The following is a 14,770-nucleotide window of genomic DNA, read 5'->3' on the forward strand; positions in this document are numbered from 1 at the left end:
AGGCGGAAGATGTTATCCAGGATCTTGGCGTTGTTCGGCTCCTGCTCGAACTTCACCAGCTGATTGTCCACGGTGTCCAGGCTCTCGCTGGTCTCCGTCAGAAACTCCCGCAACAGATCATCCATGAGCTACGCCTTACTGACCCGGGCCGCAAACGCGACGTCCGAGCCACCCTTGGCACGGACGGACGCCCTATCCTGGATCGTTAGACATCCCCTTTCACAGTCCCGTTAATTTCATCCTCCGTGCTACTACGGATTTTGAAGAGAAGTTTGCGGTTCTGCCGCGTGTTGCAGCGCTTTTCGGCAAAACCATCCCCGCGCCGCAACGGCGGGAGCCGCGCGGTGAACGAGCCACTAATCGCGCGACGCGGCGTGCGAGAAAGTCCTGCTCGTGAAGAACGATAGAGGCGGTCGAGGCAAGCCGGCCGCGCCCTCGTCGCGCGAGTGCTTGGGCGTTGCCGGATCTAGGCGGTCCACGCTCGAGGTAAACGAAGCGTTACCCCGCGGGGAAAGCGGCTCGTGTCGCGCTAACCGAGCTGCACGGCCGTGGCAATGTCGGAGCGGGGGCGAGGCTCTGCCAGGCAATCGTTGATGGCGGCGAGCAGCGCGTGCGGCGTGAACGGCTTGCGCAGACAGCGCGCGGCGCCGAGCTCCAACGCCATCCGCAGGAAGTCCGGCGCGGGCGAGTCCAAATTCGCGAAGGCGTAGCCGGACATCGCGATCAGCGGAATGACCGGAGCCCGGTCGTGGAAAATCCGGATCGATTCGAACCCGCGCATGTGCGGCATGAAGATGTCGATGATCATCAGATCGAATTGCTTGTGCTCGAGGGCGCGCAGTCCGGCTTCACCACCCTCGGCGATCGTCACCCGAAAATTGTTGCGCTGGAGGTAAACCTCGATGGCCATGCACACCATCGGGTCATCGTCGACGACGAGAATATGGCGCAGATCGTCTCGCCCGGATTGAGCTTCCCGTTCCGGCGATTCAACAATCGAACCGTGGGGCACGCCTTTCTCCTTTGCTTTCGATGAGAGATGAAACTAACATTTTTGCGGACGCGGTCGAGGCGACGCGAGCCGGCCCAATGGCCAGCGCGACTGCAATGCCTTCCGGCTCCTGAGGCCCCCTTGCCGCTTTTTCCCTGCGCAATCGTTGCAGGACGGCCGCCTCGTCAACGAATCAGCGTGCGCTACTTAATTCCGCCGCAAATGAGACAGGTTGTCTGCCCTCTAACGGGTATATGGACGACACCACAACCTTCAGATTAGTATTTGCGCGCCGTGCAACTGAGTGACGAAGGCCGCCGCGCCCAGCGTCCATCGAACCCGCCGGATTAACCTGCATGACCGTGAGCGGCCGCCCGCCCAACCAGCTGCTGCAACTGCTCGATGCCGCGGATTTCGATCTGCTGCGTCCGCACCTCGCGACGGTTGAAATGGTCAGCAAATCTGTCGTGGGCGAGATCGGCACTGCACCGAGACATGTCTACCTCCCGCATGGTGGATGCGTTTCGATCAGGGTGAGCCTGTCCGAAGGACAGACGATCGAAATTGCGATGCTGGGCCGCGACAGCGTCGTGGGGCCGGTGCGGCCCTTGCCGACGGCATCTCGCCGATGGACGCGGTTGTGCTGTTCCCAGGAGCTGCTTCCTTGATCGAAATCGGAGTTTTCCGCGCGGTCGCGACCGCAAGCGCACGCCTCCGCAAGCTGATGGTCCGCCACGAGCAGGTCATGCTCGCGCATGTGCAGCAATCGCTGCTCTGCAATACGCTGCCTCTGGTCGAGGCGCGGCTCGCGCGTTGGCTGCTCCGCGCCCACGACCTGTCCGACGGCCAAATCCTGCCGCTGACCCAGGAGGCGCTGGCGCAGATGATCGGCGTCCGCCGCAACGCGATCTCGCTGGTCGCGCATGCGCTGCAGCGCGCCGGCATCATTCGCTACAGCCGCGGCCAGATCGAGATCATCGATCCCAAGGCGCTGCTGGCGACGTCCTGCGGCTGCTATTCGGCGGTGAAGGCCCATCACCTGCGCCTGATGGGAATCGTGGCGTGACGGGAGCACGATGCGATCTCTGTGTTCCGACGTGCACGCAGCGTCGATGCATCGCCAGGGCCGGACAACTTGTCTCAATTGCCAATATATCCCGCCGCGAGGATGATGGAACTTACCCGCGCACCGCGTGAGTGCAGGCGTGCGATTCCCAGGTGCAAGGGTACGGAGGAGGCAGCTTTGGAAAGCATGGCGCGTCCGTCCAACGGTTTCCTGTCCGCACTGTCGGCAGACGATTATGAGTTGATCCGCCCGCACCTGCGAACTGTGGATCTGCCCCACGGGGCGGTGCTGGTCGAGACCGGCGAGACGCTCATGCGCGCCTATTTTCCTCACCGCGGCGTCATCTCGCTGGTGGTTGAACTGGCCAAAGGCGAGCATGTGCAGGTCGCCATGATCGGCCGTGGTAGCCTGCTCGGAACGCTCGCCATCGAGGGTGATGCGTGTGCGTTGAACACCGCCATCGTGCTGGTTCCCGGCGCCGCCTCGGTGGTGGATCTGGACCGCCTGCGCATGGCCGCCGATCAGAGCAGCGCCCTGCGCACGCAGCTTGCGCGTCACGGGCTGGCGGTCTACGCCCAGGTGCAGCAAACCGCGGGCTGCAACGCCGCTCATCCGGTGGAGTCGCGGCTGTCGCGCTGCCTGCTGCACACGCATGACATGTCGGGCGAGTCGCGTCTGCTGCTGACACAGGAGACCATGGCTCAGATGATCGGGGCCCGGCGCAACAGCGTGTCGCTGGTCGCCAACTCCCTGCAGCAGGCCAATTTCATCCACTACAGCCGCGGACACATCCAGATCACCAACCTGGACGGGCTGCGCCAGACGGCGTGCGAATGCTACGCCGCCGTGAAGGCCCAGTACGACCGGCTGCTCGGCCCGCCCTGAACGCCGCGGTCGCTTGGTAAACCGCGGGCTAATGCCGGCCTGCAAACACCAGCCATCCTGCTACCAGAACTGAAATTCGAAGGCCGTACACACGCGACATGCCTCGCGCGGCGGCGTGCCGCGCGACACGAACCGGGATCAGGGCAGGCAAGACATGTTTGACGTCACCGTCGGGCTTGCGAACGCGATCGATGCCGAACCCGCGCGCGAGCCGCGCGCGTACGAAGCGCTGGTGCGCGAGATCGGCGAGGACGGTGCCGGCGAAGTGCGCGACGTGTTCTGGAGCGAGACCTGCGCGCGCCTGGAATCGTTCCGAACGCTCTCGCCTGCGCAGCACCACGCCAGGATCGCGCGCGAAGCACATTCTTTGAAGAGCGCGGCCGGAACGTTCGGCTATCTCAGGCTGGCAGCGCTGGCGCTCCGGCTGGAGAAAACCGCGGAAAGCCTCGGCGAGACCGAATTCCGCGCGCTGCTGGACCTGATGGATGCGGCCTACGCCGCCGCGCATGCGCAGGAGCCGCAAGGCTAGCTCGCTTGGGATGCGCGCTCGTCGCGCTGCTTCGCGTGAAAACGCTCCGAACTACTCGCGCGTGCATTCCCGCCGTACTTCTACGGTTTGCGATTTTCACAGATGGCTAATCATAGCTGGCGATAGTCCCGGAAAACCAGGAGGGTTTTCCATGTTCACCTACGAGACCGCAGACCAGAAGGAGGTTCGTCGCTTCCGGATCGCACAGTTCAACGGCCGGATGGCGACGGTGAAGGCCGGCGAGTCGACCGTGACCGGCTTCGTGCGCTCGGTGCTGGAGCAGGAATCGAGCATGCCCCCCCGCTGGACCATCACGATCATTCCGAGCGCGCCGAAGGAAGAGATCAAGCCGCTGCGTCCCACCTCGCGCGCACGTCCCTTCGCCGAAGACTATTTCTGAGCGCCACGGATTTCCCAACTTTCGAGATAGGCGTCGGGTCTCGCCCGACGGCGGGCGACGGGCCCGGCCTCAGTCGATCGAATGCAGCAGCGCCGCACGGACGAGGTCCGCGGTGTTGCGCGCACCGAGCTTGCGCATCGCCTCGGCGCGATGGCTCTCGAAAGTGCGCGGACTGATCTGCATGCGAAGCGCACCCTGCTTGTTCGAGTAGCCTTCGCTGATCAGCCTCAGCACCTCGCGCTCGCGCCTGGTCAGCCGCTTCTGGCCCGACGGGCCGATCAGATCGGCGCTCGGCGGCCGCGGCGGTTGCAGCACGCGGACGGCCTTCGATTCCGCTTCTTCGGACGGGCTGGGCAAGCCGCCCTTGGAGCCGCCCTTGGGCGGGCCGGCGAGCTGCTTGACCAGGCCGCAAACGCGCTCGGTCTGGGCCAGCGCGTTCTCCACCACCCGCTGCAAATAGGCGCGATCGCCGGTCGCGGGGACGAGCTGATCGCTGTGGTGCTTGATCTCGCCCATGTAGAGCAGCAGCGCGGTCAGGGGGCCATTGAGCTCGCGGGCGATGGCAGCCGCCATTTCGTCGGCCGCCTTGGCACGCAAGGCGCTCAGGCGGGCGAAATCGAGCTCTTCAGCTGAAGCAGCGCTGCTCTCGTGCCATGCCGACGGCCGCGAATCGGTGGCCGTATCATTCTGTGACCCCATGTCACTCGTTTAGCGGAACCGGGGCGGCTCTGTGATTAACTTTTTGCTCCGTATGACTACGGTGATTTAGACGGTTTTACGCTGAAATGACGACTTCGGCACAATTTGTGCTTGCGCGGTGCCGCACGCGACCATGCAGCGGTTGAGTTTTCTGCCGAAATCGTGGGGTGGGAACGGGAAAGCTCCTCGGCGAACGCCTTGCTCCGACATCCACCCCCCGGATTTTACGGATTAATTAACGGCGACTTGCTTCTCTAGGGAGGTTGAGAGCGCGCAAATGCCTCCACGCATTGGGCCCGCAAGCCCGCGGGCCACGCTGCGAAAGATTGCGTGCCATGGACGAGATCGACCGGCTATCGGAATTTCTGCAGAGGCTGACGCCGCTGTCGCGCAGCTGTCTGCTCAGCGAGCTCGAACGGCTCGAGCTGTGCGGCATCGACATGCCGGGTTCGGCCGACATCCAGGCCCGCTTGCGCGCCGAATTCCGCAAGGACGGATCGACCCAGGCGCGCGCCACCAGCCCGTCGCGCTATTTCTTCGCGCCGCTCGAGCTGCTGCTGATCGACGGCGCGCCCGAGCATGCCAACATGGGGCGGATCTCGCGCAATACCCTCACCCCGATCTGGGAATGGATCTGCCGCGACCTGCTGCCGACCATGGCGCGCGACTACATCAAGGCGATCGGCGACCAGGTCGCGGCCAACAACCCGAAGGAGGTCCAGAAGATCGCCTCGACCTTCCAGATCAAGGTCGTCAAGGTCCTCGAGAGCACCCTCGCCTCGCCCGAGAGCGCCGAATCCGCGCGCGCCAAGCTCGGGCAATATACGGCCTCGCGCACCGCCTTCGACGACGTCGTGAAGATGCTGCACGTGTTGCGCGCCGGCGATGCACTGCCGAAGTTCAACGCGAAGCTGCCCGACAAGATCGCGAAGTTCGACGACGGCCAGGTCGCCCAGATCACCGCGCAGCTCGATGCCTTCAAGAAGGCGCATCCCCAGGCGCTGCCATTCGCGCTGGCGCTGGTGGCGCGACGCCTGAAGACGTCCTGGCAATTGGTGCGGCTTGCGACCCGAGCCGCTGCGAGCAAGGCCGCCGCAGACGTCGCCGCCACCCCCTATGCCTGCGTCGTTCCCATGGTGCTCGACCGGCTCGACGACAAGCGCCTCGCGCTTCGTGTCGCACTCCGGCACAACCGGGTGCTGATCGCTCGCGACCTGCTCGCCGAAATCTACGACACCGAATATGCGCTCAAGGTCCGGATCGACGGCATCGAGCAATGCGAATGGGGCGTCCGCCTCCAGCAATTGATGGACGCGATCGCGGCGCTGGTCTCCGCCGAGGTGAGCCGCTTTCCTGCCAATGTCGGCCACATTCTCGGCTCGCGGCGGCTGCGCAGCCACGACACGCTCGGCGGCAAGCTGTCCTATCTGGCCTGGAAGGGACGCGACGCGATGCAGGACGGTGCGGCGGCGTTCCGCAAATTGATCGGGCAAACCTAAAGCGTTTGAGCATGATCTTTCCGGAAAACCGCTGCACACTTTCCGGATCATGCTCTAGATCCGGTTCGGCCGCGAAAAGCCACGATGCGCCGCGCGGCTAGCGCGGCAGGCACAGGAAGCGATCCATGAATCGCCCTGACAGCACGAACCTGAACCACCAATACATCATTCGCCGCATCGACATAGCTGTAATCCTCGACAGCCCTCCACCGGCTCGGGGGAGCTTTAGCGCGAGCGCGGCAACGCGCGTGTGATGTGCTTCACATTCTCGGCCGCCGGCGCGGACCCGTTGTCGCATGACCGTCACGAGCGAAAGGCGGCGGTGCGCGCATCGCGGGAAGACGCAAGCGTGAAAGCCGCCGCCGATTCACGTTGCGCCGGCTTCATCGCCGCCGCGGGACAACCGCGCGCGTGCACCCAAAGATTTCGTCGACAAATTAGCTCGAATTGCAGGGCTTAACGTTACTCAGATAATTCAAGAACGATGTGAAGCTCTCCTTATTTGAACCCACGCTCCGCGTTTAAGAAACCGTCACGGAACGGGAGTGGTGTACGATGAACGATGGGATGATTGAACTCGTCGGACGAAGGCCTGTGACCTTCGGACGGCGAAAGGTGACGCCGCGCGCCTGCGTGGCCGACAGCAAGCGTCACTTGCGCGCGTTCCTCAGCGAGATCCTCGAGGATCTCGGCTTCGTCACCTGCGAATGTGCCAGCGCCGACGAGCTGAAGACGGTGCTCGCGAGCGAGTTGCCGGACCTGATCCTGCTCGGCGTCGCCGCCGACGGCATCGAGCCGGGACGATTCCTCGAAGTCCTGGTGCGTGAGGCATTTGCCGGCAAGGTTCTCGCCGTCGGCGCCCGCGATTCGATCATCGTCAAAGCCGTGCGGCAGGTCGGCGACGAATATGGCCTTGCGATGCTGCCGCCGCTGACCACGCCCTTTGCCGCGGAGACGCTGCGCGAGCGCGTTGCCATGCTGCTGCCGGAGGAGCCGGCGCCGAGCCCGGCCGTGCATGTCGGCGAGGCCTTGCATGCCGGCTGGCTCGAGCTCTGGTACCAGCCCAAGATTGACGCGCGCACGCTGGTCCGCAACGGCGCCGAGGCCTTGGTGCGGATGCGGCATCCGACCTGGGGCGTGGTGCCGCCGGCCTATTTCATCCCGGAGCCGCACGATCCGCATTTTCGCGAGCTGTCGGAGTTCGTGATTGATCGCGCCATGCAGGACTGGCACTATCTTCTCGAGCAACAAAGTCCGGTCGACCTGTCGATCAATCTTCCCGCCTCCTATCTCAGGGAGCCGCAGGCGGTGCGCGATCTCTGCCGCCGCGTGCCGACGCATCCGGCCTTCGGCGGACTGACGGTCGAAATCGACAGCGAGGAGGCGATCCGCGAGCTCGATTTCCTCGCCGAGGTCGCGCGCGAGGTCGGCCTGCACAATATCGGCCTGTCGATCGACAATCTCGGCGCCAACTGGCCGTCGCTGATGGAGCTGGACAAGATTCCCTTCGTCAAGCTGAAGGCCGATCGGCAGTTCGTCACCGGCAGCGGTGGCGATCGGCTGAAGCGCACGGTGTGCCGTCACATCGTCGAGCTGGCGCAGACCTTTGGTGCGCGCGCGGTGGCGCAAGGGGTCGAGAGCCGCGCCGACCTCGTTGTCGCGAACGAGATCGGCTTCGATGTCGTGCAGGGCTTTCTGTTCGGCAAGCCGATGCCGCTGAAGAAGTTCGCACGGAGCGCGCTGACGCGCACCGTGATGGGATGAGCGCGCGCGTTCCCGGGCCTTGAGAGCTGCGTCCGTGCGATCACGCAACTACGCCGTTGCCGCGCGGAGATCCGCCGTCGACCGCATCGTGCCTAGCTCGCCCGGCGCGCCGCTTTCGTCAGCCTGATCGAGGTGGAGCGCGAAACCGCGCGCTCCGGGAGACTCGAGCCCGGCGCGGAGCTTCATGCTCGGAATGATGTAATCGCCGCCATTCTGGCGCCGATAGGGAATCGGCAAAGTCGTCGCAAGCATTCTCATCCGCTCGCGCAGGCGTTCGGCCGTCGCGCCGAAAGCGGCTTCATCGAACCTGTCGGCCTGATAGGCCACGAACGGCGGCAGGACGTCATAGCCGGGATAATAGAGAATGCCGTGATTGATCGGAAACAGCAGGTCGTCGATCGGCCCGTTGACCCCGCGAGCGGAATAATGGTCCTGCCAGCCGCCGGCCGTCACGATCAGCATCGCGCGTTTGCCGGCCAAGGTCCCTTCGCCGTAACGGTCGCCCCAGCGCTTGTCGCTGTGCTCGCCGACACCATAGCCGAAGCCGTAGGCGAACACGCGGTCGACCCAGCCCTTGAGGATCGCAGGCATGCTGAACCACCACAGCGGAAACTGCAGAATCAGAGCATCCGCCCACAGCAGCTTCTCGATCTCGCCCTTGACGTCGGCAGTCAGCGTGCCCGCCTCGAACGCCTGCTTGGATGCCGCGGCGACCGCGAGACGCGCATCGACCGGCAGCGACGGAAAGTCGCCGCGGTCGACCTCGGACTTCCAGCCTTCGGCATAGAGGTCGGAGACCCGCACCTCGTGCCCCTGCGCCTCGAGCTCTCGGACGGCGACATCCCGGAGCGAGCCGTTCAGCGAGCGCTGTTCGGGATGAGCATAGACGATCAACACTTTCATGTTCGGGCACCATTGGATTGAGGATTGTGGCTCGGCAGATAGCGCGGTGGCCCGCGATCCGGTAGACGTAGCCGATGGATAAGATTGTGCCGGAAAATGGATAGGCCGGAGGTTACGCTCGAGCGCATGCGCAGCTTCGTGCGCGTTGCCGAGCGCGGAAGCCTGTCCGCGGTCGCGCGCGAGCTCGGCGTCGGCCAGTCCACGGTGACGCGGCACATTCGGGAGCTGGAGCAGGCGGTCGGGGTGCCGCTGCTCACCAGGACCACGCGCAGGGTCACCGTGACGGAAGAGGGCCGCCATTACTACGCCGACTGCGTGCACATCCTGCGTCTGATCGAGCAGGCCGGTGATGAAGCGCGCTCGACGCGCGGCGCGCCGGCCGGAACGGTGCGGGTCTCCTGCACCGCGGCGTTCGGCGTGCTCCACGTCAGCCGCTTGATCTTCGCCTTCCAGGACGCTTATCCGGAGGTCTCGGTCGACCTCAGCCTGACCGACGAGCGGATCGACCTCGTCAGAGAGGGCGTCGACGTCGCGCTGCGTTTGGGGCCGCTCGCCGAAAGCACGATGAAGCTGAAGTCGCTCGGCCAGTCGCGGCGAGTGCTCGTGGCCGCACCCGATTATCTTGCCGCGCGTGGCCGGCCCGCGCGCCCGCAAGACCTCGCTCATCACGAGGGCGTTCGGATGTCCAACATCGCCGGCAGCGATGTCCTCGTGCTGCAGGGGCGCCGCGGCGGCCGCCACGCGATACCCTTCAACGGGCGGCTGCGCCTCGATCACGGGCTTGCCGCGCGTGAGGCGCTCGCGGCCGGCCGCGGCATTGCGCCGGCGCATCTGTGGCTGGTCAGCGACCTGCTCGCGGGCGGCAGGCTCGAACGCGTGCTGCCGGACTATTCGCCGCCGCCGGTGCCGCTGAACATGCTGATCGTGCCGGAGCGGTCCGGCATTGCGCGCGTGCGCCTCCTGGTCGATTTCCTCGCCGGAGAGATCGCGCGATTACCGGGGATCGAAAGGCCTCAATCAGAGCTTTCTGTCCGGCAAGCCGATGCCGCTGAAGAAGTTCGCACGGAGCGCGCTGATGCGCACCGTGATGGGGCAGCAGTGAGGCGAAGGCCTCACGCTAGCGGCAGACCCAGACGCCGTTGACCAGCACGCGGACGCAGGCTGGCGCCACGACGGCGGCTCCTGCGGCTGCTGCACCGACGGCGGCGCCACCGACCACGGCACGACGCGTCGTTCGACGTGCGACGCCCGCAACACTCGCCGGCGTCGCCGGCCGCCCGACGCGGGCTTCCGCGCTCTGGATCGCGAGTGAAAGACCGTCCTCTGCCGACCACTGCACCGAGCCCAATGCTGCGCAGACAACAACGGCGCCGGCCAACCACAATTTCGTTCGCTGTCGCATCACGTCCTCCCTCGCTTGTCATGCATTAAAGGCAGGCACCGCGCCGAGACAGGCATTGATCTAGATCAAGGTTTGGCGTCGCCGCCTCACGCAAAGCGCCGCGCGAAGAAGACGCAGGCGACCACGATCGCGGTCGCGGCGATCATGCTTGCTGCGACCGGCTCGCCGAGCAGAAGGCCGGCGAGCGCGAGACCAAAGAACGGCTGCAGCTGCTGCAGCTGGCCGACGCGGGCGATGCCGCCGATGGCGAGCCCGCGGTACCAGAAGATGAAGCCGACGAACATGCTGAAGACCGAGACATAGGCGAGCCCAATCCAGGCGGGCACACCGATGCCGCTCCAGACCGGCGGCCAGGTCAGCACCGCGAGCACCAGCATCAAGGGCAGCGCGAGCAGCAGCGCCCAGGAGATCACCTGCCAGCCGCCGAGGCGGCGCGACAGCGCGGCGCCCTCGGCATAGCCGAGGCCGCACAGCACGATCGCGGCGACCATCAGGAGATCGCCTTTGAGCGAGGCCGCGCCGTCACCGGTAAGGGCAAAGCCGGCCACCGTGGCACTGCCGAGACCCGCGAACAGCCAGAACAGCGGCCGCGGCCGCTCGCCGCCGCGCAGCACGCCGAAGATCGCGGTCGCCAGCGGCAACAGGCCGATGAAGACGATGGACCGCGCGGAGGTGATGTGCTGGAGCGCGAGCGCCGTCAGCAGGGGAAAGCCCACCACGACGCCGATGGCGACGATGGTGAGCGAGGCGAGATCACGGCGCTGCGGCCGCGCCTGCCGGAGCAGGCCGAGCACCACAGCCCCGATCAGCGCCGCAATGACCGCGCGCGCCGAGGTCAAAAACAGCGCCGAGAAGCCGCCGACGGCCACGCGCGTCGCCGGCAGCGAGCCGCTGAAGATGATGACGCCGAGAAGCCCGTTGCCCCAGCCGCTGGCGGAAGAGTGCATGTTTGGTCTCGCTTGGTGGACGGCGGCGGATCGGGTGCCGGGGCGGTTGAACGCCTCGCGTGATGGCATGGAACAACAAAAGTTCGAAAACAACCCCATGCACAGTAGACGGGGGTTGCAAGATCAATGGGTTAGGCGGGGGGTGGAATTAGGTGCGGGTCGGGCGGGATTTCAGGAGCCGAAAAGTCGAGGAAACGTGGTTTGTCGCGGCTGTTCGGCGCATCGGTGCGAGCCGACGAGTTGGCGGCGAGCGGTGTCGCCCATTCCGAATGACGTCTCCTGTCATTTGCTTCGTCGGGCAAAACAGGAACATAGTGGCATCATCGCAGGAGATCGGACAGGCCGGCTTTGGCCCGGGTCTCGTGAAGGCGTCTGCCGCCGGACGGTGCGCGTTTCGTGCACTGTCACCGCAACATCCGGCATCCGCTCAGGCAAATCGAGAATATCGGGACAGCCGAAAGAACGGTTCTGCCTGGTAGGTCGGATCGGTGGCAAGGCGAGCAAGCCTTTGCCCGATGGCGGGTGCGAACTTCGCACCATGGCCTGAACAGGCGGAGCAGACGATCAGGCGGGACTCCGGCCAACGATCGATGATGAATTCCTCGCCCGCGTCTAGCCTGATGTCGGCGGGCGCGGTGTTGGTGTAGAGGCAGACGTCGCGATCGATGATGGGCCCGGCCGCGCCCGGGACGAGGGCGGCCAAGGCTTCGCCGACCGGGCGGAGTTCGGCATCGCTGGCCTGCGGACCCCAGTCGTCGGGGCCGACCACGGGCCCGTGGTTGTGAGGCGCAGCCTTGACGCCGCGCTGTTCGAAGTCCGGAAAGCCGTAGACGGTGTCATCAGGACCTCGGTCCAGAATGAAGATCGGGAAACGACCGAGCGCCACGCTCTCGGGGCTAGCAGGCGCGAACCAGCCGACCGCCTGTCGGGTCACGTTCAGCAGCGCGCCTAGTCGCGGAAGTGCGCGACCGAGCCATGGGCCCAGCGCCAGAATCGCGCGCTCGGCGAAGAACTCTTCGCTCGCCGTGCGGATCGAGACGCCGTCGTGGTGCGCCGTGAAGCTCGCGCGTTCCGGAATCACGCGGGCGCGAGCGCGTGCGCGCATCAGTTTCATGACGACCTCGGTATGCAGGATCGCGCCACCGCCCTGCACGACGACGTCCCAGTCGCCGGGCAGGCTGAAAGCCGGAAATTCCCTGTTCGCTTGAGCCGCGGTCAACATCGGATCCGGCCGCCCTTTCGCGATCGCGGCCGCGCGCGAGGACGCCACCATGGCGGAGCCGGGGCGGCCGGCCTCCAAAACAGGGATTTCCGTCAGAATTGTTTGACCGCTTTCGCTCTGCAGCCGGATCCAGCCGGCATGAGCCTCGTCGCTCAGGCTGGTGTAGTTGGGGTTTTCGAAATTGAAGCGACGGAAAATGCGACATGAACCATGTGACGAGCCTCGATCCGAACCTGCTGCGACCGGATCGAAGCCGAGCGCATCGACGCCGGCATCCAGCAATGCGCCCAGCGCTGCTCCGCCCATGAGCCCCAAACCCAGCACGGCAACTTCGCATTTTCGCATGAAGGCCTCGCGAGCGATGCTACGACGCGGAGATCATCCGGAGGATTTCGCGGGTTTGCAAGGGCGGCGGGAGGGCGGTTACGGCACGACGGCCTGCTCGCGGCAACCGCGTTGGTGCACGATCTGACGCTGGTGACGTGCAATGATCGCGATGTTGCGGCGCTGAGAGCGAGAATGATGAATCCGTTTGGGGTGGGGGAGATGAGAATTTATCCTGGTCTCGGCTTACTTCGAACGACGTCTCTCGTCATTTGACCCGTCGGGCAAAACGGGAGCATAGTTTCATAGTTGCAGGAGGTCTGATTGGCAGGGTTTGGCCCACCTCTCGAACGCAACCGAATTGCGCGGTCGGCGCCGGTACGGCTTTTGTTTGCCCCGGCGTCGCCACCGGAGACTACGAGTTTAGTGCACTGTCACCGTAATTTCCGAATGACGTCTCCTGTCATTTGCTTCGTCGGGCAAAACAGGAGCATAGTGGCGTCATCGCAGGAGGTCCGAGAGGCGGGGTTCTGCCTGAGCTCTCGGAGGCGAGCGAGGTGCCGGGCCTCCCAAGCTGCAGAGCCGCTTACCAGTCGGTATATCGCCCAGGAGCTTCTAGTGGAGCGGGCCTTGGACAAGAACGGCCAGCGGCTCTGGCGGCTCATGTCAAAGCGGGTGGGAGTCGCGCTCCTGACCAGCGGGAGAACCGTCTACTCCATTGCGTACAAGGACGGGGCAATACATGCTGTGGCAAATTGCCCGATAATGGTATCTAGCGGTACAGGCGGCATTAACCATATTTTGCGATATCAGCTTCATCGCACTATCAGTACTAGCTTGCAGCGAGATTCGCGCTGTGCGATGATTTACGGGAACAAATCGGGTCCGAATGGCGTTAGTCGGGCCCTTGGGAGATACCTATGCCTGTCACAATGAAAAGTTCGGAACTTTTTGACCGGCTGGTGGAGATTGCAAATGGCGACGCCCGCCTTGTTGAAGATGCAATTCGGGCTAGCGCCACTGGCCCCGACGGCGAAGCTGATCTGAAGGACGTTGTTCAGTACATCCTGAACCACATTGCGGAGCCGCAAGCGGCTTAAGCCAACGGGTGGTCCATGTCTGCGATTTGGACCACCGCAGTACTTGTCGCGCTTCTTTTTCCTGGAATCTTTTTCTTCATCGGCGTCGCGACTTACGAGCGCTTTTCTCGTGAAGTTATCCGGAGCGGAGCTGTCAGTGAAATAGCTCTGGCCACTCTGGTCTCTTTGCTCATCCATATCGCGCTTCTGACGCTGCTTGGCGCCTTTGGCTTTCGATTGAGCGCCTTCGTCGCGCCGCTAGCTGACTATGACTACGTCTCTCATGCTGAGATGGTTCGGCGGGTAATCAGCAAGCTGCTTCCCGTCGCCCTCTACTTGGTAATCTCAACGGCTTGCGGGATTGGTTTGGGGGTGCTGGTCGCGATTGGCATCGTGACAGGGCCTTTCCGCTTTCTCGTCAAGCACAAGTGGGCCTACGATCTGATCGACCGGGATAGGCGTCGTGGCATCACAACAGTTTACGTTATGACCACCACGATGGAGGACAGCAAGGTTCTGATGTATCGAGGCCGGCTCCATGAATTTTTGCTTCAGGAGGATGGCAAGCTCTCCTACGTCATTCTAAAGGATTGCGCGCGCTACTACATGAATTTTGGGGATAATGAGCTTAGCACGGGGCCCCAACTAGATATTTTTCGTGAGGCGACCGCGCAGCGCCGCGTTTGGGACTACCTAATGATTGACGGCGGGAATATCGCCAACATTCTTTTTGATCCAAGCGCTCAAACCATCAAGGCTACTGATGAAGGTACAAAAGCTCTCGAAGCCGCAGTCAGGGCGCGCAGAGAGCTCTTGGAGAGGATGCAGGCTCGTGCCAAGCCCTATGCTAATACCCCTTCCGCTGGCGGGAAACGGGGTCCTGCAAAGCTGAATCCATAGCCATCAGATACTGTTCGCCGTTGCTGATGCGACGGTTTCTCAAGCCGCAGCTTCTGCTGGTTGCGGGCGTCCTCGAGCTTCTTGCCCTCGCCTTCGGCACGAAATAGCTTTCGAGGCCGTATTTGATCGGCAGCTTGTCGCAGAAGCGGCGGCGGTCTTC

The 14,770-nt window shown here is 64.1% G+C and carries 15 protein-coding genes and 1 pseudogene; 10 read left to right on the plus strand and 6 right to left on the minus strand.

Features of this window, described 5'->3' with window-relative positions; translation table 11 throughout:
* Positions 1-529: 529 nt before the first annotated feature.
* Complete coding sequence (locus tag I6F24_RS34355) at positions 530-952, minus strand: response regulator (RefSeq protein ID WP_162131166.1); 423 nt, start codon at positions 950-952, stop codon at positions 530-532.
* 395 nt (positions 953-1,347) lie between these two features.
* On the opposite strand from I6F24_RS34355, the gene I6F24_RS34360 reads away from it, so the two are divergent.
* The 5 genes from I6F24_RS34360 to I6F24_RS34380 all read left to right on the plus strand — a co-directional run bounded on the left by I6F24_RS34360 (position 1,348) and on the right by I6F24_RS34380 (position 3,871).
* The gene (locus tag I6F24_RS34360; protein WP_225152510.1) at positions 1,348-1,659 is read left to right on the plus strand and encodes a hypothetical protein; all 312 of its coding nucleotides are present in this window, start codon (positions 1,348-1,350) and stop codon (positions 1,657-1,659) included.
* On the plus strand, positions 1,656-2,057 hold the full coding sequence (locus I6F24_RS34365; RefSeq protein ID WP_225152512.1) for a helix-turn-helix domain-containing protein: 402 nt from the start codon (positions 1,656-1,658) through the stop codon (positions 2,055-2,057). Before I6F24_RS34360 ends, I6F24_RS34365 begins: the two co-directional genes overlap by 4 nt.
* Before the next feature lie 186 nt (positions 2,058-2,243).
* Positions 2,244-2,942 carry a Crp/Fnr family transcriptional regulator gene (locus I6F24_RS34370; protein ID WP_192893380.1) on the plus strand — a complete coding sequence of 233 codons (699 nt, stop codon included), beginning with the start codon at positions 2,244-2,246 and terminating at the stop codon, positions 2,940-2,942.
* Between the two features lie 154 nt (positions 2,943-3,096).
* A complete protein-coding gene (locus I6F24_RS34375) occupies positions 3,097-3,471 on the plus strand; it encodes an Hpt domain-containing protein (protein WP_036008515.1) in 375 nt (124 codons plus the stop codon).
* 151 nt (positions 3,472-3,622) lie between these two features.
* Positions 3,623-3,871 (plus strand): hypothetical protein, encoded by a 249-nt coding sequence (locus I6F24_RS34380; RefSeq protein ID WP_036024694.1) that lies wholly within the window; start codon positions 3,623-3,625, stop codon positions 3,869-3,871.
* 69 nt (positions 3,872-3,940) lie between these two features.
* Here the strand turns inward: I6F24_RS34380 and I6F24_RS34385 are convergent, their stop codons facing one another.
* Positions 3,941-4,570 (minus strand): helix-turn-helix transcriptional regulator, encoded by a 630-nt coding sequence (locus I6F24_RS34385; RefSeq protein WP_057026527.1) that lies wholly within the window; start codon positions 4,568-4,570, stop codon positions 3,941-3,943.
* Positions 4,571-4,905: 335 nt separating this feature from the next.
* On the opposite strand from I6F24_RS34385, the gene I6F24_RS34390 reads away from it, so the two are divergent.
* Entirely contained in the window at positions 4,906-6,069 is a 1,164-nt protein-coding gene (locus I6F24_RS34390; protein ID WP_036024690.1) for a hypothetical protein, read from the plus strand.
* Between the two features lie 555 nt (positions 6,070-6,624).
* Entirely contained in the window at positions 6,625-7,833 is a 1,209-nt protein-coding gene (locus I6F24_RS34395) for an EAL domain-containing response regulator (protein WP_225152514.1), read from the plus strand.
* Between the two features lie 48 nt (positions 7,834-7,881).
* On the opposite strand, the gene I6F24_RS34400 is transcribed toward I6F24_RS34395, so the two are convergent.
* Positions 7,882-8,736: an NAD(P)H-dependent oxidoreductase gene (locus I6F24_RS34400; RefSeq protein ID WP_225152516.1), complete on the minus strand. Its 855-nt coding sequence runs from the start codon at positions 8,734-8,736 to the stop codon at positions 7,882-7,884.
* Positions 8,737-8,832: 96 nt separating this feature from the next.
* Here I6F24_RS34400 and I6F24_RS34405 point away from each other — a divergent pair.
* Positions 8,833-9,747 (plus strand): annotated as a pseudogene (locus I6F24_RS34405) (LysR family transcriptional regulator); the annotation flags it as partial.
* A gap of 106 nt (positions 9,748-9,853) precedes the next feature.
* Here I6F24_RS34405 and I6F24_RS34410 read toward each other — a convergent pair.
* The 3 genes from I6F24_RS34410 to I6F24_RS34420 form a co-directional block, all read right to left on the minus strand.
* Complete coding sequence (locus I6F24_RS34410) at positions 9,854-10,138, minus strand: hypothetical protein (RefSeq protein ID WP_109141799.1); 285 nt, start codon at positions 10,136-10,138, stop codon at positions 9,854-9,856.
* 86 nt (positions 10,139-10,224) lie between these two features.
* Positions 10,225-11,085: a DMT family transporter gene (locus tag I6F24_RS34415; protein ID WP_225152520.1), complete on the minus strand. Its 861-nt coding sequence runs from the start codon at positions 11,083-11,085 to the stop codon at positions 10,225-10,227.
* 427 nt (positions 11,086-11,512) lie between these two features.
* Complete coding sequence (locus tag I6F24_RS34420; RefSeq protein WP_225152523.1) at positions 11,513-12,652, minus strand: FAD-dependent oxidoreductase; 1,140 nt, start codon at positions 12,650-12,652, stop codon at positions 11,513-11,515.
* A gap of 899 nt (positions 12,653-13,551) precedes the next feature.
* Between I6F24_RS34420 and I6F24_RS34425 the strand changes: the two genes are divergently transcribed.
* Both I6F24_RS34425 and I6F24_RS34430 read left to right on the plus strand, forming a co-directional pair.
* A complete protein-coding gene (locus I6F24_RS34425; RefSeq protein WP_225152525.1) occupies positions 13,552-13,731 on the plus strand; it encodes a hypothetical protein in 180 nt (59 codons plus the stop codon).
* Positions 13,732-13,746: 15 nt separating this feature from the next.
* Entirely contained in the window at positions 13,747-14,610 is an 864-nt protein-coding gene (locus I6F24_RS34430; RefSeq protein ID WP_225152527.1) for a hypothetical protein, read from the plus strand.
* Positions 14,611-14,770: the final 160 nt, after the last annotated feature.

Origin of the sequence: Bradyrhizobium sp. BRP23 (assembly GCF_020194135.1) — a bacterium.
Classification (GTDB): domain Bacteria; phylum Pseudomonadota; class Alphaproteobacteria; order Rhizobiales; family Xanthobacteraceae; genus Bradyrhizobium; species Bradyrhizobium yuanmingense.